General features: G+C 53.8%; 15 protein-coding genes and 1 pseudogene. 12 read left to right on the top strand and 4 right to left on the bottom strand.

Annotated features, from left to right (window positions below):
- The first annotated feature begins 12 nt into the window (after window positions 1-12).
- A complete protein-coding gene (locus LBW89_RS05800; protein WP_148455562.1) occupies window positions 13-432 on the top strand; it encodes an OsmC family protein in 420 nt (139 codons plus the stop codon).
- 107 nt (window positions 433-539) lie between these two features.
- Here the strand turns inward: LBW89_RS05800 and LBW89_RS05805 are convergent, their stop codons facing one another.
- Both LBW89_RS05805 and LBW89_RS05810 read right to left on the bottom strand, forming a co-directional pair.
- Window positions 540-1,175: a phosphatase PAP2 family protein gene (locus LBW89_RS05805; protein ID WP_225038749.1), complete on the bottom strand. Its 636-nt coding sequence runs from the start codon at window positions 1,173-1,175 to the stop codon at window positions 540-542.
- A gap of 14 nt (window positions 1,176-1,189) precedes the next feature.
- The gene (locus LBW89_RS05810) at window positions 1,190-1,639 is read right to left on the bottom strand and encodes a hypothetical protein (protein WP_225038750.1); all 450 of its coding nucleotides are present in this window, start codon (window positions 1,637-1,639) and stop codon (window positions 1,190-1,192) included.
- Between the two features lie 181 nt (window positions 1,640-1,820).
- Between LBW89_RS05810 and LBW89_RS27865 the strand changes: the two are divergent.
- The 4 genes and pseudogenes from LBW89_RS27865 to LBW89_RS05830 all read left to right on the top strand — a co-directional run.
- Window positions 1,821-1,889 (top strand): annotated as a pseudogene (locus LBW89_RS27865) (zinc-ribbon domain-containing protein); the annotation flags it as partial.
- Between the two features lie 180 nt (window positions 1,890-2,069).
- Window positions 2,070-2,678, top strand: a complete 609-nt coding sequence (locus LBW89_RS05820) for a hypothetical protein (protein ID WP_225038773.1) — start codon at window positions 2,070-2,072, stop codon at window positions 2,676-2,678.
- Between the two features lie 204 nt (window positions 2,679-2,882).
- A complete protein-coding gene (locus LBW89_RS05825; RefSeq protein WP_225038751.1) occupies window positions 2,883-5,168 on the top strand; it encodes a heavy metal translocating P-type ATPase in 2,286 nt (761 codons plus the stop codon).
- A 12-nt stretch (window positions 5,169-5,180) separates the two neighbouring features.
- Window positions 5,181-5,831 (top strand): class I SAM-dependent methyltransferase, encoded by a 651-nt coding sequence (locus LBW89_RS05830; RefSeq protein WP_148455572.1) that lies wholly within the window; start codon window positions 5,181-5,183, stop codon window positions 5,829-5,831.
- Between the two features lie 359 nt (window positions 5,832-6,190).
- Here LBW89_RS05830 and LBW89_RS05835 read toward each other — a convergent pair whose 3' ends face one another.
- Entirely contained in the window at window positions 6,191-6,559 is a 369-nt protein-coding gene (locus LBW89_RS05835) for an ArsR/SmtB family transcription factor (RefSeq protein ID WP_148455574.1), read from the bottom strand.
- Window positions 6,560-6,745: 186 nt separating this feature from the next.
- Here LBW89_RS05835 and LBW89_RS05840 point away from each other — a divergent pair, with 186 nt between their 5' ends.
- Window positions 6,746-7,291 carry a CueP family metal-binding protein gene (locus tag LBW89_RS05840; RefSeq protein ID WP_225038752.1) on the top strand — a complete coding sequence of 182 codons (546 nt, stop codon included), beginning with the start codon at window positions 6,746-6,748 and terminating at the stop codon, window positions 7,289-7,291.
- Between the two features lie 90 nt (window positions 7,292-7,381).
- Here the strand turns inward: LBW89_RS05840 and LBW89_RS05845 are convergent, their stop codons facing one another.
- Window positions 7,382-13,288 carry an S-layer homology domain-containing protein gene (locus LBW89_RS05845; protein ID WP_225038753.1) on the bottom strand — a complete coding sequence of 1,969 codons (5,907 nt, stop codon included), beginning with the start codon at window positions 13,286-13,288 and terminating at the stop codon, window positions 7,382-7,384.
- 292 nt (window positions 13,289-13,580) lie between these two features.
- Here LBW89_RS05845 and LBW89_RS05850 point away from each other — a divergent pair, with 292 nt between their 5' ends.
- From LBW89_RS05850 to LBW89_RS05875, 6 genes are all read left to right on the top strand, one after another.
- On the top strand, window positions 13,581-14,981 hold the full coding sequence (locus LBW89_RS05850) for a nitrous oxide reductase family maturation protein NosD (RefSeq protein ID WP_225038754.1): 1,401 nt from the start codon (window positions 13,581-13,583) through the stop codon (window positions 14,979-14,981).
- A complete protein-coding gene (locus LBW89_RS05855) occupies window positions 14,978-15,535 on the top strand; it encodes a nitrous oxide reductase accessory protein NosL (RefSeq protein ID WP_225038755.1) in 558 nt (185 codons plus the stop codon). The genes LBW89_RS05850 and LBW89_RS05855 overlap by 4 nt, the downstream gene beginning before the upstream one ends.
- Entirely contained in the window at window positions 15,532-16,353 is an 822-nt protein-coding gene (locus LBW89_RS05860; protein ID WP_225038756.1) for an ABC transporter permease, read from the top strand. Before LBW89_RS05855 ends, LBW89_RS05860 begins: the two co-directional genes overlap by 4 nt.
- Window positions 16,346-17,092, top strand: a complete 747-nt coding sequence (locus LBW89_RS05865) for an ABC transporter ATP-binding protein (protein WP_225038757.1) — start codon at window positions 16,346-16,348, stop codon at window positions 17,090-17,092. The genes LBW89_RS05860 and LBW89_RS05865 overlap by 8 nt, the downstream gene beginning before the upstream one ends.
- On the top strand, window positions 17,082-17,639 hold the full coding sequence (locus LBW89_RS05870) for a TlpA family protein disulfide reductase (protein WP_225038758.1): 558 nt from the start codon (window positions 17,082-17,084) through the stop codon (window positions 17,637-17,639). The genes LBW89_RS05865 and LBW89_RS05870 overlap by 11 nt, the downstream gene beginning before the upstream one ends.
- Window positions 17,640-17,736: 97 nt before the next feature.
- Window positions 17,737-18,576 (top strand): sensor histidine kinase, encoded by an 840-nt coding sequence (locus tag LBW89_RS05875; RefSeq protein ID WP_148455587.1) that lies wholly within the window; start codon window positions 17,737-17,739, stop codon window positions 18,574-18,576.
- The last annotated feature ends 1 nt before the right edge of the window (window position 18,577 follow it).

The following is an 18,577-nucleotide window of genomic DNA, read 5'->3' on the forward strand; positions in this document are numbered from 1 at the left end:
TGGGCTAAAAACATGCAAGTAACGACAACATGGCAAGGTAAGAAGTTTTTTCAAGCAGCGGGTCCTTCCGGCTACGTAGTAAACATGGATGCAACTCCGCAATGGGGAGGAGAAGGCAACGGCGCTTCGCCCGTGGAGGTGTTATTGGCAAGCTTGGCGGGTTGTATCGGTATGGACGTAACCATGATTCTGGAGAACTTTTTGTCCTCGATCAATAAAATAGAGATTGTAACGAACGGAGTGCGCAAGGAAGAGCCGCCCAAAGGATTTACCGCGATCGAGCTCATTTTTAAAGTGGATGGCGATATTCCCGATTACCGAATTTGGAAGGCCATCGAACTTGGGACGGCGAAATATTGTTCCGTATCGGATTCACTGAGTGCGACCATCACGCATAGACTCATTCTGAACGGCGTGGAAGTGTTTAAATAACGATATGCCGCTGTCGCACCGGCGGCCGCAAACACATTACGCTCGGGCAGGACAAAGCACAGCGCGGTTTCCGAAATTCGGAAATCGCGCTTTTTTGCTGCGTTCCGTCAGGCTCTCCGGCCCATATATTTGTCATACAACATGATGGTTAGAATCAACCAGCAACCGCTGACGAAATAACCGCCGATGACGTCACTCGGGTAATGCACTCCCAAATAAATGCGGCTGGTTCCGATGACGAATATAAACAGCGAACTTAGTATTATGACCGACGAACGGCCTAATAAAGAGGGGATATGGCTCCAAATCAGATAAGCAAGGGCTCCGTAGAAACTGAATGCGGCCATGGAATGCCCGCTCGGAAAACTGTAGCCCGCAACTTCGATCAACCGGTGAATGTCGGGCCGCACACGGTGGAACAGCGTTTTGAGGCCCCAATTGATCAGGGTTGAACCGAGCATCACAACGGCCAGAAAAATCAGCTCCTTCCGGTGCCCCAAGAACGTATGCAAAATGACCATGACCGTGATCATCAAGAGAATCAGCGGCAGCCCTCCGCCGATGGTTGTAAATAGCTTCATAACGATGGTCAATGACGGCGTTTCCCATCCCTGAACCGAAGCGGTTATGATTCTATCAAAATCGCGAATTTGATCCCCTCGGATATTTAGGGCTGTCCAGCCAAAGCCGAGAATGCAGACGATGAGTACAGCTATGGGGAAGAAAGCTTTTATTTTGAGCATATGATGGCCGTTCCTTATGGTTTCTGTTTATCGTCGATGTAATTCCAGTTAGCCTTAGATACGGTATCCATGCCTAAGGATTCCATGTTGGCGATGGCTTCAGTAAGCTTCTCGCTATATTTACCCTCTTTGAGATCGGTACTTGCCTCAATCACGGTTCGATCTTTATTTTTATAAGCCAGATCCAAATAAGTAATATTTCCGTCTTTGTTGTTCAATTCCATCCTTAAGTTTTCTTTCCCGTTGTTCACGATCTTATAACTAAATGTGGTCTCGACCCCATTAAAGACTTGCGTGAAGGAATCCCCAGTAAGGTAGATATCATAGCTAGTGTTCATCTTCGTGTCCGTTACTTTCCAATGTCCTGAAAGATCGTCCTTAGAATTCCCGCAACCGGAAAAAATAACAAATAATGAGATACAAATAAGGAAAGTCAGGATGTGCTTACACTTGTTTTGTGACATGCCGGTTAGCCCCCAAAAATAAATTAATGATTTTAATAGTTTAGCACAATCGTCATCGGGTTGCAGGGGAAGGCACTGGCGCTGGTCGGATTAAGTTTCTTAACTGGAAAAAAATATAATTCAAGAGAAAGTGAGTTTGATATAATGGGATGACTGAAGAACTATTTTGTGGGGGATGAATATGGCCTATTGTCCTAACTGTGGAACCCGAAATAATCCGGGAGCAAGATTTTGTACCAACTGCGGAAACTCCTTAGATGTAAGCTCACATAATGAACAATTCGAGAAAGTGACTCACACCCCGGTAAGCACCGATTCTCAGCCGAGAAGAGACAATCTATTCAAACCCGGTCCTATATTGTTTTCGGGACTGCTCTTCTCGCCCCTTTTGCCGGCGATATTCACAAGCATAAACCTTAAAAGGCGGGGCTTGACGAAAGTATGGGGTTGGACGTTATTGTCCGGTATTATAGGCTTAGTTGCTTTGATCTGTGCATACGGAATATTTGAAATCCCGTTCAAAGTATGCATCGTTGTCAACTTCGTTATTTCTTGTTTATTTTATTCTTTTGAGAAGCGCCTTATTGCGAACGAGAAATTAAATGAGAATGTCCTTAAAAAAGGAGAGCGCTATCGGAAAGTATCGATTGCTCTAACCGTCATATTCACCTTTTTTATTGCATGGTCACTATATCATACCTTTAACTCGGCCACCGAAATTATTTTCGGTACCGGACTAAACGCAGATGGTTCTATTGCGGGTGAAACCCATGAATTTACCTTGGATCAACCGATTACTATCGGTTTCAACAAATTCGTAGGATCGCTCAAGGCATCCTCAGTTAGGATCACGTTGCTGGATCAAGAAAATAATGAGAACCTTATACATAGTTTCGACGTAGAGGTTGATCCTACCTGGGAGGGGGTATTTCTTGACCTAAAGCCGGGCTGTGTTGATGATATAGGGTTTGGGAAATATATACTGAGGATTTTTATACAGGACAAACTTGTCGCAGAGGGGAATTTCCAAATCGAATAAAGATTAAGAAATGATGCCAGCCTATCGGAGAACCACCGGAGCTGGCATTATTTTTTGTATAGGATGCAGATGGATTCAAAATGGGCTTGGGAATGGGTTGCGTAGAATTCGAAATCATTGACAGAGAGCCATAAAAGTGAAATAATTTATATATGATCAATCATTCATATGTTATCCGTTTTTCTCGGAAGGATGGGATAGAAGATGGAGACGGCTGCGGGTACGGCCAAACGTAAATTTTTGCTGGAAGGTCTGGATTGCGCCAATTGCGCGATGAAGATTGAGAACGGCGTCAAGAAGATTGACGGCGTGTCCGCTTGTTCGGTGAATTTCGTAAACAAGACGCTAACGATGGAGATGGCCATGGAGCGGTCCGAGGAGATTGTGGATTTGGCCAGGAAAAAGATCCGCGCATTGGAGCCTGACGTCAAAGTGCTGGAACAAGGAGCACCAGGGACGCCAGCGAGCGGGGGGCGGAACCGGAAGTCCGCAGAACCGGGTCAAGTCCATGACCACGCTCATCACCACGGCCATGATCACGACCACGATCATGACCACGATCATGACCATGCTCACGAACACGGTGACGGAGCTTCGGCTGACGGGCACGGCCATTCCCACGATCATGGCGCACAGGGCGTGAAAACCATGGTACTTCGCCTGGCTGCCGGCCTTGTCATCGGGGCGGCGGCATTAGGGTTGTCTCTGGGCCGGGAGCTGGAATTGCTTCTGTACCTTGTTTCTTATCTTGTGGTAGGCGGGGATATCGTACTCAAGGCGCTGAAAAATATCGTCAGAGGCCAGGTGTTCGACGAATACTTCCTGATGTCGATCGCGACCATCGGCGCCTTTGTGATCGGGGAGTACCCCGAAGGCGTTGCCGTCATGCTGTTCTACCAGGTCGGAGAACTGTTCCAGAGCATCGCCGTCAACCGGTCGCGCAAATCGATCGGCGCGCTGATGGATATCAGACCCGATTTCGCCAACTTGAAATCCGGGGACGAGATCAAGCGCGTGAACCCGGAGGAAGTGCGGGTCGGAGATCGGATCGTCGTACGGCCGGGCGAAAAGGTGCCGCTGGACGGCAAAGTGATCGAGGGCGGATCGGCCATGGACACCTCCGCGCTGACCGGAGAATCCGTACCGCGCGAAGTGGCGGCGGGCGACGACGTGCTGAGCGGATTCATCAACAAAAACGGGGTTCTGACGGTCGAGGTGACCAAGGAGTTCGGCGAGTCGACCGTAGCCAAAATTCTCGATCTGGTCGAGAACGCCAGCGGCAAAAAAGCGCCGACGGAAAACTTCATCACGAAGTTCGCCCGTTATTATACGCCTTTTGTCGTCATCGTCGCCGTTTTGCTGGCCGTTCTGCCTCCGCTGGTCGTCAGCGGCGCGACTTTTTCGGATTGGGTCTACCGGGCGCTGGTCTTTCTGGTCATTTCCTGCCCTTGCGCCCTGGTCGTTTCGATTCCGCTCGGCTTCTTCGGCGGCATCGGAGCCTCTTCCAGGAACGGTGTGCTGGTCAAGGGCGGCAATTACCTGGAAGCGCTGAATGACGTCAAATATGTCGTCTTTGACAAAACGGGGACGCTGACCAAAGGCGCGTTTCAAGTTGCCGGCACTTATCCGCAAAACGGATGGACCGAGCAGGAGCTGCTGCGTCAGGCCGCTTTTGCCGAGATACACTCCACGCATCCGATCGCCCAGTCGATCCGGGAGGCTTACGGACAGGAATTGAATGAAGCGCTGCTTGCGGATTATAACGAAGTTCCGGGGCACGGCATCCAGGTCGTGTTCGAGGGCAGAGAAGTCCTTGCGGGGAACGCCAAGCTGATGGAACGGGAGAATATCGAATTCGCCGTACCAACGGAGCTGGGGACCATTGTGCACGTCGCGGTCGACAAACAATATGCCGGCTATCTGGTCATCGCCGATGAGGTCAAGGAAGACGCGGCGGGTGCGATTCGTTCCTTGAAGCGATTGGGTGTGAAGGAAATCGTCATGCTGACGGGCGACATCCAAGCGGTCGGGGAACATATCGGCAAAAAGCTGGGTGTGGACGAGGTCAAGGCCGAACTGCTGCCGCAGCACAAGGTGGAGGAGCTGGAAAAGATCGACCGCCGGAAATCGAAAAAGGAAAAAATCGCGTTCGTCGGCGACGGGATCAACGACACTCCGGTTCTAGCCAGAGCCGATGTCGGCGTGGCTATGGGCGGGCTCGGATCCGACGCGGCGATTGAAGCCGCCGATATCGTCATCATGACCGACGAGCCTTCCAAATTGAGCTCCGCGATTCATATCGCGAAGAGCACCCGGCGGATCGTATGGCAAAACATTATTTTCGCCCTGCTGGTCAAAGCGGTCTTCCTGCTCTTGGGCGCTTTCGGGATCGCCACGATGTGGGAAGCGGTGTTCTCGGACGTGGGCGTGACATTGCTGGCCGTTCTCAATGCCATGCGCGTAATGAAAATCAAGCCCAATTTGGAATAGGGGATGCGGTAAGTGAACAATCGCTGGAATAAGTTGATTTATCGGGCGTTGTCCCCTTTCTATGATGCTTTGTTCGACGCGGGCCCTTTCGCCCGGGCGAGAAAAAGAGCGTTCGCCGATCTAGCTCCGAAGCCGGGCCAACGCGTGCTGCTGGTTGGGGTGGGAACGGGCGCGGACCTTCGCTTTTTCTGCGGAAAGGAGCTTGAAGTAACCGCCGTCGACATCTCGCCGGTGATGCTCGCTAAAGCGAAATCCAAGGCAAGCGGGAACGAGAATATCCGCTTTATGGAGATGGATGCGCAGGACCTGCGTTTTGCCGACCAATCCTTTGATTTGGTGATCGCAAGCCTGATTCTGTCTGTTGTGCCCGATGAGCACAAATGTATGCTGGAGCTCGTTCGCGTTACGAAGGAACAGGGGAGGATCGTCGTATTCGACAAATTCAAGCCCGGGGAGAGCAAAATGTCGCTGCCCATGCGGTTGCTGCGGCCGCTTATCGCCGTATTGGGCACCGATATCGGCCGGGATTATCAGGCTATACTTAAACCTCATCTTGGAGAGTTATTGATTCAGGAAGACAGCCCCGCCATGTTTGGAGAAATGTATCGCAAAATCGTGCTCCAGCGGCGGGCTTCGGCAGAACTCCGTTTTGATCCGGATTGAAGCGCGCAAAGCTTAGCGCTAAATTAACAAGGACTGTTCCGCATGCACCGCGGAGCAGTCCTTGTTTTTGAACAACGCCTTGAATCGAATCTATATAGGCCAACTTATGGTTTGGTTCGAATTAAAGGGAATTCTTCCCGCTAATTTGATGCGTATGCGGCTACAGAGGCGAATTAGCTGGAAAACCTCCCGCTAATTCGCCTGAAATGGTGTATATCAGCAATAGGGCCGCAAAATAGATGGAGCTTTTCCAGTTAAATCCGATCGGAGAGCCAAGAGCGGTACACATTAACAGGAGCTTTTCCCGTTAATGGTGTAGACTCCGGCGGTGGGACCTTGTATCCACAATTGTCCCCGCATCATCCATGGTTGGTGTGCTGGAGGGTTTGCAGAAAAATCTGCTCGATATGCGCGTCGTCGAGCGAATAATAGACCGTCTTTCCGACTTTGCGCCGTTTTACGATCCTCATGTTGCGCAGGTACCGCAGCTGGTGCGAAACGGCCGATTGTCCCATCTCCAGGAGGACCGTCAAGTCATGCACGCATAGCTCTCTTTTTAGCAGGGCGCCGATGATTTTGACGCGGGTCGGGTCGCTGAAGGCTTTGAACCAATCCGCGAATTGAACGGCCGCCTGGTCATCGATTAACTCCGCCTTGATCGCATCCAAGTCCACCGTTCCCGAGCAGCTCGTATCGCATTCTTCCGTTATATTTATAGATCGTGTCATGGATGATCACCTTTCCGCTGGGGGTTTACATTATTATATCAAAAAGGACGAATTAAACGAAATCATTACTATTAAACGGAGATGATATGCGCTTGAGTGCGGATAGTGCGAATTATGTATTTGCAAAAAATGCAGTCAAAGGGTGAAAATAGAAGGGACGATACTATAAGGGAAGGATGAACCGGAGTGCAGCGGAGTAAACGTGTGTTGGCTTTTGGAGTTCTGATCGTGGCGGTCGCGGGGGGCTCTCTATTTTTATCCCAAAATGCAAACCGCCCCACCCGTGAAGTACAACAAGACAATCCCGAGATTAAGGAAATCGTGCAAAAATATAGTGCCTGGAAGGGTGCTTCCGAATCGGCATCGATCACCTCGCACCAACTCATTGTGTCCGACGGGGGAAAAGAAGTCGTCTACGACCTGCCCGAACGTGAATTTTTTATTTCCATCGCACCGTATAAGCAGGATACACATCCCTGTCAAATTCACAGTTTGACGGGCTGCCAAGGGGAACTGGTCAATGAGGAGTTTAACGTCCGCATTGCCGATTCGAACGGAAATATCGTGTTGGATGAAGTAAAGATGTCCGGGTCGAATGGGTTTATCGACTTATGGCTGCCGAGAGACCAACAATATCAAGTAATCATCGAGCAGGACGGGAAAAAAGCGGAGTCCACCCTTTCTACGTACAAGAATGATAATACCTGCATTACTACGATGCAACTAGTGTAATCTTGAACGAGCTTCTTCACACAAAAAAAACAGCCTCTCCCTGACACTGCACGGGAGAGGCTGTTTTGCTTTTGATCAGGATAGATTCGACTACAGGCCGGAGACGAAATTGTATACGGCCTGGGCCGCTTGAGCGCGGTTGGTTTTAGCCTGCGGCTCCAGCAACCTATCGCCCGTACCTTGGATGATTCCGGCCTTCAGCATGGCTTCCATGGCCGGCGCGGCGTACCCGGCCACCTTGTAGGCATCCCGGAACGCCTGGATCCCGCTACTCCCGCTGCCGGAAGGCAGCTTCGTACCGGAGAGCTCCGCGATGCGGTGGAGCATCACCATCATATCTTGGCGGGTAATTCCGGCTTCCGGCCGGAAGCGGTTATCGCCCTCGCCTTTCACCAACCCCAACCGTTTCGCTTCCGCCAGGTATGGAGTATAGTACTTGTTCCCCGCATCGGCAAAATTGGCGTCTGCTCCGGGGCCGGAGATTTTATACCCGAAGGCGTTCATCGCCATGACCAGGAAATCCGCCCGGCTGATCTCGGCTTTCGGCCGGAAGTTTTCGGCTCCCGTCCCTTTGACGACATCCCGGGCCGACAAATAATTGACCGCCGCGAAATACCAATCGGTCGCCTTCACGTCCGCGTACGGCACCGTTTTGTAAGCTACGGCAAATGTACCGAGATGATTCGTGCGGAAAACCATGGAGCGAGTCTGCTCGTCGTAACGGCCATTGATGACGGCCTGAGCCGTCCCGTCCTCCTGAATCGACATGATTACCAGATTGTCCGGCTGTTCTCCGGCTGCCGGAGTGTAAGGCAGGGAGATGACGACCTCCGTTTTGCCGTTGGCCCATTTGGCTGCGGCGCCTTCGATCTGGAGCGACAAATCGATAGCCGGTCTGGCGCCGATCATTCCGCGGACCGGGGAGGCCAAACTTTCGCGTTCGGCCCGTCCGATGACAAGCTCTGCGTATTCGCCCGTATTCGGCAAATTCGTCAGCAGATCGGAGGGAACCGTAACGGTTGCTGCCGGCGTTTCCACACGATACCGGTCGCTTCCGCTAACTTGGTTCAGCAATCCGGAAGGCAGACGCAGGACGACGTCCCCGTTATGCCGTTTCCCCTGCGCGTCCAATTCGATCGTGACCGTACGGATCCCGTTGTCTGTCGCCGCCTGGTTCAGCGCCTGGTTCAGCGCGCTTGCATCCGGCGTAGCGACGGCTTGGTCTCCCTCGATCTTGGTAGGGGCGACCACGGTGCCCGGGGGCGGTGTTTGGCCCGATGGCGGTGCGGTTCCATTCTTACCGCCCGGAGCGCCGCCGGTCATTCCGCCCGAACCCGAACCCGATCCCGGGCTGTTCCCGGCGTTGCCGCCACCGCTTCCCGGATTCGTTCCAGGGTTACCGCCGGGATTCTCCCCGTCTCCGCCGCCCGGCTTGGGCGTCCCGGTCGTAAAACGGTAAATCGGGCTCAGCCGCTCGGCGCCGTATTCGTCCGTAAGCTGCATGTACCAGTAGTAGGTATGGTCTCGCTGCAGGTTTTTCCAGACGGCCGACGCTTCCGAACCGGAGGCCAGGTCCGTTTGTTCGCCGATGACCCGGTCCTTGAAGACGTTCAAGGCAAAGTAATCGGTGGCGACCCGTTTAGTCGTATCGCGGAAGGCAAACGGCTCGGTAAAGTCCTCGATCGCGTCATCGAAAAAGTTGTAGTCGTCCAGATACGGCGAATATGTGTCCACGTCGAGCGTTCCCGCCGACGGATCGAATTTCAGCAGGCGCAAATAGCCGCTGCCTCCGCTCGGTCCGCCCTGATAGTCCGCCAGCATTTCAATGACCCGGCGCGTGGAGCCGTCCGGGTTCTGCACCGTCTTCACCACACGGTTGGCCGCATGGTAATGGCCGCTCAGCACGAGCTGAACATTCGGATTCGGCGCAATGACCTGATCGAAGACGTTTTGCGCCATATTGGACAACGTCCCGTTCGTCTCCAGATAGGCGTGCATCCCGACAATCGCGACGCGATCCGCATGCTTCTTCAGCACTTCGTTGGCCCAAGCGATCGTTTCCGGTGTATCCTCCAGACCGAAACCGATGTACAGGAAGATGAAATCATGGCCGCCGAACGAATAGAGGTCGTAATGGTTTCTGTTGTTGTCCATTTGCCCGCCGTACCACGGGTTTTTCTCGTACCGGTCGGCGCCCACATATTTTCCGTAGTTGGTATAATCCACGCCGTCGATAATGACGTCGTGATTTCCGGCAAGCACGCCGTAAGGCACTCCGGCCTCGTCCAGCTTCTTCAGGTTCCGGTCGGCCACCTTCCACTGAGCCTCGTCATTCGCTTTGTTGACGATATCGCCGGTGTGAATGGCGTAGCTGAACGTCCCCCGACGGTACTGATCGGCGATCCAGTCGCCCATCGTATCAAAGATTTCCGGGTAGGACTCGGCGTAATATTGCGTGTCCGTAAACCACAGGATCGTAAACGGATCGTTAACGCCCTTCACTTCATCCTGCACCATCGCCTGAATCCGTCCATCCCGGACGAAACGGGAGGGCTCGACCTGCGACGCAAGCTCGATATCGCTCTCCTTCGCGTCACCTGTCGCCGATTTCAGCGCGGTCCATTTGCCCGCTTCGTAATCCCAGGCATACAGCGTGACGATCCGTCCCGGCAGCGTGCGGCCTTTCCAATACAGCTCGGCCGTATCGCCAGGCTGCAGTTCTTGTTCCAACTTGATCTCGAACCGGTGATACGGGAATCCCGAATCGGTGTCCGATACCAGATATTCGCCGTCGGGTTTGGCGATCCGCGCTTTTTCGTCGGCCGACAGGCCCGTCTCTCCCTCGGGAGTCAGCACGAGCGGAGGTTCGCGGTCGGCCGTGTTCCGGTAGCCGGCGATTCCTTCAGTTCGAACGAAATCGTACTTGTCGGCTTCGAGGAACCGTACATCCAACTTGTCCCCGCTCGGGTCGGAAACGTGAGCGCGCAGCGTCGCGTCCGTCGGCACGTTGATCGCAAAATCCGCAGGCGACACTTCGCCCGGAGCGAGCGGTTTCTCTTCGCCGATGACGAAAGCGCGCTCCATAACGGCGGTGTTGCCCGCTCCGTCATACACGGTAACCTTAAGCCGATGCTCGCCCGGCGTCAGCACCGTGGAAGAAGTCGCGTGCGGCAGTTCGATTTTCGCTCCGTCGAGCTCGGCTTCCGTCTTGTGGATGCCGGTCAGGTTATCGGAGGCGATGACGTTTAAGGTAATGGCGCCTTTCAGCGCCTGTCCTTCCTCTACCGGTAGCCCTTCGCCGGATACGACGGCTTCGATGACGGGATCGGTGTTATCGATCATAATGTCGAAGGCTTCCAGCTCGTCGTTTCCGATCGTCAGGGCCAGCGGATAGACGCCGTCTTTCAGTTTTTCGGTGTCCAGCTCCACGTACCGGGCCGTGTACTTCTCTTCCGGCACGGGGAAGTGGAAGTCGCTGATCATCGGTTTGTTCGGATTGCTGCCGTAATCGGCATCCCCGAACCCGTAATAGGTGTCTTCCCGGTAATCCACCATCGTTTGGCTGCGGTTACCCAAATAGTTAACGACCCGGTCGGGTTTGACCACCGAACCGTCGGGCAGAACCAGATGCACGTTCATCACTTCAAAGTCGTCGTGGTTATTGATGCCGAACACTTTGTCGTGCTCGCTTAACTGATAGGGAGCATTCTCGTTGCCCGTATGCACGGATACCACGGAGCCGGTGACGAGCAAATCCGGTGTCATCGGGAAAATGGACCAGGCCCCGTCGGAATATTTGGGCAGGATGCGGGTGAAAAAGGACGGCTGGCCCGACGGATCCAAGGCGCTCGCCGAAGCCTGATAAATCTGGTCGACTCCCCGCGTCTGCATCCCCAACTGCAACGTGCCCGGTAGGGCCTTGCGCATCGGAAGCGGCTGGCCGTCCAACCGGACTTCGACTTGCTCCTGCGCGCTGCGCCCGTAAGCGTAGAACGCGGCCTTGTCTTTGAACATGCCGCCCGCTTCAATCGACAAACCCGGCTCCGGCAGTTCGGTTCCGGCTCCCGTTGCGTTCACGGTGAGCAGGCCGCCCCGCGAATTGTAAGGAACGCGCGTCCGGTTGCCGTGCTCGTCCTGCGCTTCGATAATGTATCGGTAAGCCCCTTTTTCAGGGAAGGCGATCGTTCCGCCATACACATACTTGCCGCCGTCTTGGGACAGCAGCTTCAGCGGCTCCTTGCCGGCGAAGACGGTCGCTTCGTTCGTTGCGGGACCGTACATCACTTCCGCTCTCGCGAGCGGCTCGTTGCTGACCAATTTTACGGTGTAGGGCTCGTTTTGCCCCAAATTATAAACCGCCTGCTCATGCTCGAGAACCGGAGCGGTCATATCCACGCCGTCCACGGGCGGAACCTGACCGGGATCGATGCTGCCCGGATTCGCATACATCCGGTTGTCCAGACGTTTCATGACATGTCCGGATTCCGGATAAGTATAGCGTACTACGGCATTGCGTACGTCATTGACGAGTCTGTCGGGACTATCCGGCGTGCTCGGATCGTACCAAGCCTCCACCAGATAACGGTCCGGCTGTTCCGGACTCGACAACGCCAAGCCGCGCTGCAGCGAATTCGGCAGGTTGAAGTCCGACGGCTTCGAGTTGTCGTAGAAGATCACGTCGCTGTCTTCCAGCGTAGAGTTAAAGTGCAGATTAAAATCCGCCGTCGTTGTATATCCCTGCCCGTTGGCTATCGCTTCCTTGGCAAACCAGATGACCGCTGCGGTGTAGGGCTCGATGGCCGTATGCTGCGGGATGGTCCACTGCTTCGGTGCGGTATTCCCCGGATACAGGTACCATAAACGGTAATCCTTCAGGTCCAGCGTCTCGCTCGAATTATTGTAAATCTCCACATATTCGTATTGATTGCCGCTGCCCCAGCGGTAATCGCCCGCCGGATTCGGCAGAATTTCCGTAATCAATACAAGGGGGACCTCCGCAGTCACGGTGCCGGTCAGCGTTATCGCGTACTCTTGGGACCGGGTCGTTTCAATGCCGTCCGTAGCTTCGATGTAATAATACAACATGTCCCCGAACAGCTGAGCTGAGGGGATAACGCCTGCATAGGCGTCTCCGCCGGAGCTTTGCATCGGAGCTTCCGCGAACGGACTGTTCGCGATCGACTTATAGAACAGCTTGACCTGCGGTGCGTCTCCATCCTCATCGTAAACGCTGGACGTTACGGTCACATCCTGCGAACGGTCGGCTGAAGCCGCCGGAACATGGACGATGGCCGGAGCGTGGTTCGCGACGGATACCAGCTGTTCGGGTTCGATCACGCCGGCGGAAGGCGCCGCCTCCCGGGCGTATGCGACCATGGCGGCACCGCTGGAGGGCAACTGCAGATGCAGGCTTTTGCCGTCCCCGACATCGTCTGCGGTGTAATACACTTCGCTGATCACGGCGGCATTGTCATTCTTGCGGGTCACGTACAAGCCGCGGTCCGTGTTAGCGAGGCCATCCTGCCCCCGCAGCTTGAACACCGGAATCCCGTCAGGTACGCCGTGATAGCTTCTAAAGTCCGCCTCGGTCAATTTGCTGGCGGCTCCGGTAATGGATGAGCTGGTACGCTCTACCCAGAGTACCGCCGGACTTCCCGCGGGAATAATGACATCGTTAAGGCTGCCGTAGGCCGTATCCGTAACGGTCACGGACAAATCCTTTACGCCGGTATTATAGTTGTAACGGATTTTATACTCCTCGTTGAACGATACCTCCCGGTCCGAGGGGTTATAAATCTCCACGAACTCAAACAAATCCGCACTTCCGGCGCCCTCAATCCGATCTTGATTGGAGCGATCGTCGGGATATACCTCCGTAATAAATACGCCCGCTCCGGGCGCCGCCGCTTGTGCCTTGTTCTTCAACGCAGGATGGAAGAACTGCACGCATAGCATGCTGCAAGCTAAAAGACCGGCCAACCACTGCTGTTTCCTCATGTTTTCCTCCCTATGTCTTTTTTACCTTAAAGAGCATAGCGGAGGGAGGTAAGAAGGATGTCAAAAGAAGTCGATAAATATGTAAATTTATACGAAAATTTGATTTTCTATTCATAGCACATCAACACTTTCCTAAAAGAATGTCATTAAAAAGTCACAATCTTCCTCGTGTTCCCCGAAAATACCCCCCGTGAGAGCTATACGAAGTGATGAAAGTTATAGCTTAATATATCGGTGAAAGTCTTTCAATTTTTGGAATGGGGAAATCCAAGGATCGGAGTAGGTTTATGAAATGATGAACGGAAAGCGCTGGGTATGGGTGTGTCTAGGCTTTGTCGCGACAAGTTGGATCATCCAATTGTACATGGGGAATTCGAGTCAAGCCGCCCAAGCCGCTCAAAACAAAAAGCCTCCGATCCCGCTCCAGGAACTGGTGGATCGGGCGCGGCCGGGCGAGGTTGTGCGGCTTAAGGCGGGGGACTATGCGGGCCCTGTCGTCATCGGTAAGAAGCTGGTTCTTCAGGGGGAGGACGGAACTCTGCTCGTCCATGATAGCCAGGGGCCTGCCATTACGGTGAAGGCCGAAGGCGTGGAAGTCCGGGGTCTTGCTATCCGGCAGAAGGCGGAGGGGGAAGGCTCGGCGGCGGTACTCGTCCGCGCGGACAAGGCGGTCCTGCGGGAGTTGGACATCCGAACTCGCGGGTCCGGCATTTTGCTGCGTGAAGCGAGCGGCGGACGAATTGAGGATAACGTCATTACGTGGGACAGGGTCGGAGCCAGACTCAGTCTGGGACAGAAAGGTAACGGGATCGATCTTTACGGTTCCCCCGACAACCGAATGACTCGCAATGAAATCCGGAACATGAAGGACGGAATTTACCTGGAGAACAGCCGCAGCCTTACCATTGAGAATAACAGGATTTACGGCTCGCGTTACGGCATTCACTGCATGTACATCGACGGTACCCGGATCGCGGGGAACCGGGGTGAATCGAACTTTACCGGCGCGATGGTCATGGGAGTCAAGGATATCGTTCTATCCGACAACGTGTTCACCAAACAAAGCCAAAATGTTCATGCCCAAGGCATCCTGCTGTATGACGTGCGGACTTCGCTGGTCGAAAGAAACAGGGTCGACGGGAACCGCGTGGGAATTTATCTCGAGCGATCCAGCGATAATGAGCTGCGGGATAACGCGGTTTACCGGAACTTCATCGGCATCCAGTTTGCGGATGCGGAGCGAAACCGGATTCACGGGAACGATTTCGTAGCCAATGTGATCGAAGCGGAGGCGGCGCAAAGCGGGGAGAACCGGATCGAACGGAACTATTGGGATTCCTTCCAGGGACTGGACCTGAACGGTGACGGGTTTAGTGAGACGGAATACGCAATGAACCCGTTTTACAAAAACCTGATCTCCCGTACTCCGGCCTTTCAGTTGTTCTTTCAATCGCCGGGCATGACGTTCCTGAGCGATATGGTGGAAGAAGATCGGAAGCGGTGGGCTAGGGATGCTTCTCCGTCGATGCATCTTCTTCATCCCGATCTCGACCCTGCGCTGGAGCGGGATCAAGATCCGGTCGCTGAGCAGCGGGAACGGATTCCGGAGAAAACATTTATGCTGATCATCGCTTCCATGCTGTTTGCGGGATCGTTGGTCGTCATTATTTATTCGAGAGGGGCAAAATCATGAAAAAGGGATTTTTCGCTTTAGCGCTGATGACCGTGGTGTTGATTATGCTGGCGCTGGCAGGCTGCGGCGGAAGTAAAACGTATCAGCCGCAGGCCATTAATGAAGATGTCGACGTTTGCGTTGTCTGCAACATGCAGGTGAAGGATGACGCTTTTGCCACCCAGATCGTGCTGAAGGACGGGAAAAGCTTGAAGTTCGACGATATCGGATGCATGAACGAATGGAAACGGAAGAACGATACGTCCCAGATCGGGATGGACTTCGTGCGTGATTACAATGATAAGGAATGGGTGGAATTCAAAAAGGCGACCTATGTCTATGACGCCGCCATTCGTACCCCGATGGCTTACGGGATTGTCAGCTTTAAGGACAAAGCTTCCGCTGAGGCGTTTCTAGCCGAACAGGGGGTTGGGCAGATCATGAGCGCCGAGGAATTGGCGAATCATACCTGGAAACAAAGCAAGGAAATGATGGAGATGCCCGGTCATATGGAGCATGGCGAAGAACACGAAGAAGGACACGGAGAAGCGCAAGGAGAAGGACATGGATCATGACGGATCTGCTGCAAGTGGCCAAAAAGGAACTTAAAATCGGCTTTCGCAACCCATGGGCTTATTCTTTTTTATTGCTGTTCTCGGTGTTCGGCCTTAGCTTGCTGCTTGTAAATTCGCAAAACCGGATCGGCGGCTATTCGGGGATTACCGGCTCCATGTTGAGCCTGATTTTGTACCTGCTTCCTCTGATGGCCCTTTTTTTGGGCTCGTTTTCCCTGACGGCGGAAAAAGAGGAAGGAAGCTGGCAATTGCTTTCCACCTATCCGTTAGGAACGGTCCCGTTTCTGCTGGGCAAATATGCCGGGCTGTCGATCGTCCTGCTAACCATCCTCTCCTTCGGGTACGGGCTGATGGGGCTGGTCACCGCGCTGCTCGGGAAAGCGTTTGAAATCAATACGTATTTGCTGTTCTTCTTTTTTTCCTGCGGCCTGGTTCTGTTATATCTGGCGCTCGCTTTATGGATTGGAGCGTTGTCGAAAAACCGTTGGCAGGCGATGACCATTTCCGTCATGGTGTGGTTCTTTACGGTCATCGGCTGGACGACCCTACTGGTCGCAGTCCTGGGTTTGCTGCCCTACTTATGGATCAAGCCGGTACTGACCGTGCTGACGCTGTTGAATCCGGCGGAATTTGTGCGCCTGTTCGTCGTCGTGAAGCTGGGCGGTGGTTCAGTGCTGGGACCGGAATATTATCAATGGGTTGGCTGGATTCAAAAACCGGGCGGAAGTCTGCTATTTGCCCTGCTATTTATCGTTTGGGCAGCTTGTACGATATTCGGTGTTTGTCGGATTTGGGAAAGGGGGAGAACCCGTGGCTGAGCCTCTGGTCGTCGTTAGTAAAATTGATAAGTCCATCAAAGGGCAGAGGCTGGTGGCGGATATCTCGTTCGAGCTTGGCGCCGGCCAAATCTTCGGGCTTTGCGGCGGCAACGGCGCGGGAAAAAGCACCGTCCTGCGTATGGTGGCGGGGATTCTCCAGCCAACCTCGGGAGATATTCGAGTAAACGGCTTGGAGTGGAAAAAGGAGCGGAAACGGTTTTCGGAGCAGATCGGGTATATGCCGGACGATTTTCAGTTTCCGCAAGGCATGACGGCGGCCGAGATGTTGTCCTTCTGGGCCGGCTTGCGCAAGCTTCCGGCCGCTAGCGTGCAGGAGGCCCTGGCACTGGTGGGACTTGAGGACAAGCGGCACAAAGCCGTCGGTACATTCTCCAAAGGGATGCGGCAGCGGGTGCTTTTTGCGCAGGCCATACTGGCGAAACCGGCTCTGCTTATTATGGATGAGCCCACCAACGGGATGGACCCCTACTGGATCGGCGAGTTTATGGAGCTGCTCAAGCAGATGAAGCGCCAAGGGCAAACGGTGCTTTTCTCCACGCATCAACTGGAAGTCGCCGAAGAGCTCGCAGACTATGTCTTGTTTTTGAACTCCGGCCGAGTCTGCGGGGAAGGTCCTGTGGAGCTTTTTCGCAAAATGTACGGGACGCTGCCCCTTCATGCGGCCTTCCGGCACAGCTTGGGGCTGGATCCGGGAGGGACGATCCGGGATGATGAATAGAACGCTGAACAAGCGAAAGAATTCCTTTCTTGCCGCCGGAATACTCGCTTTGGTTTTGATTGCCGCAGGATGGGTGCTCTTGACGAATCTCTCCGAAAACGACGGACCGTCTCAGTCCGGCAGGTTGACGGTCGGCAGCCCGGCGCCGGATTTCCAGGCTGTTGATATGGCGGGCGAAAAGGTATCGTTGTCCGATTACCGGGGAAAGGTGGTTGTCCTTAACTTTTGGGCCTCCTGGTGCGGTCCCTGCGTGAACGAAATGCCGCTCATCGACCGCGTCCGGCAAGCGAATGTCCCGGAAGCGGAAGTCCTGTATATCAATGTCGGCGAGTCGAAAGGAACGGTGCGCGAGTTTCTGGCTTTGCATAAGTTTAATTTTTCCGCCTTCATTGATGCTACGGGGAAATTAGCCGGCCTCTACAAAGTGACCGGACTGCCGGTGACTTATGTTCTTGACCCGGATGGAGACATCGCTGGGGTAGCCATCGGAGAGATCCGCAATGAGGCGCAGCTTCAAGCTTATATCGATGCCGCCAAAGAGGATTAAATTTATTTTTAATCCTCTTTGCTGTGGGCGGAACTTGTGGTTTGATACTAATATACGACCAAGCGCTTGACAGGAATCGCGAAACGGAGGAGTTACCTTGACCTATAAACGGATAAAATGGATGATTCTGTTCATCCCCACGCTTACCGTAGGGATATGGGAATATGTAAGGCATCAGTTCCTGTTATCCTATATTTCCATGGATCTGGGCAACTGGCTGACCCCCTTGCTGGTCTATCTGGTCAGTGTGACTCTGCTGGCCCAATTGTTCTCCGTGCTGGAGAAAATCCAATCCGAGCTGCAGGCCGAACGAGCCCAGAAGGTCGCTTTGGAGGAGCGCGAACAGCTGGCCAAGGAGCTTCACGACGGCATCTCCCAATCGCTGTTTTTGCTGTCCGTCAAGGCGGACCGTCTGGAGTATACGGAAGACCGGGCCAAGTTCGAGCAGGAGTTGTATAAAATCAGAAAAACGGTCCATGAAGTGAACCGTTATGTCAGACAAGCTATCGCCAACCTGAAATACGTCCCGACCTCCGAGGCTGATTCGGCTCCTTTTGCCACCTTGCAGGAACAAGTTAAGCAGGTGGCGGGAGAAGTTCTAATCCCGGTGGACATCCGGTGGGAGATCCCGGAGGAAGCTTTTTCCCCCAAAGAGAAGGTGGAGCTTCTGGCCTGTATCCGCGAAGCTGTCGTCAATATTCAGAAGCATGCCCGCGCGGGAAAAGGGTGGATTGAAGCGCAGGGGACTTTCGGCGAATGGAAGGTTGAAATTATGGACGATGGACGCGGGTTCCGGAGAAATCCGTTTGAATCGCAAGGCAGTTACGGGCTCAGCATTCTGAAGGAACGGGCTGAAGCGATGGGATGGCGATTCCGGATCCGTACGGAGCAGGAGCGGACGACGCTGGAGCTGCAAAAGACGGGAGGCGGCGCATGAA

The sequence above is a fragment of the Paenibacillus sp. alder61 genome (genome assembly GCF_020179875.1).
In the GTDB taxonomy this organism is placed as follows: Bacteria; Bacillota; Bacilli; order Paenibacillales; family Paenibacillaceae; genus Fontibacillus; species Fontibacillus faecis.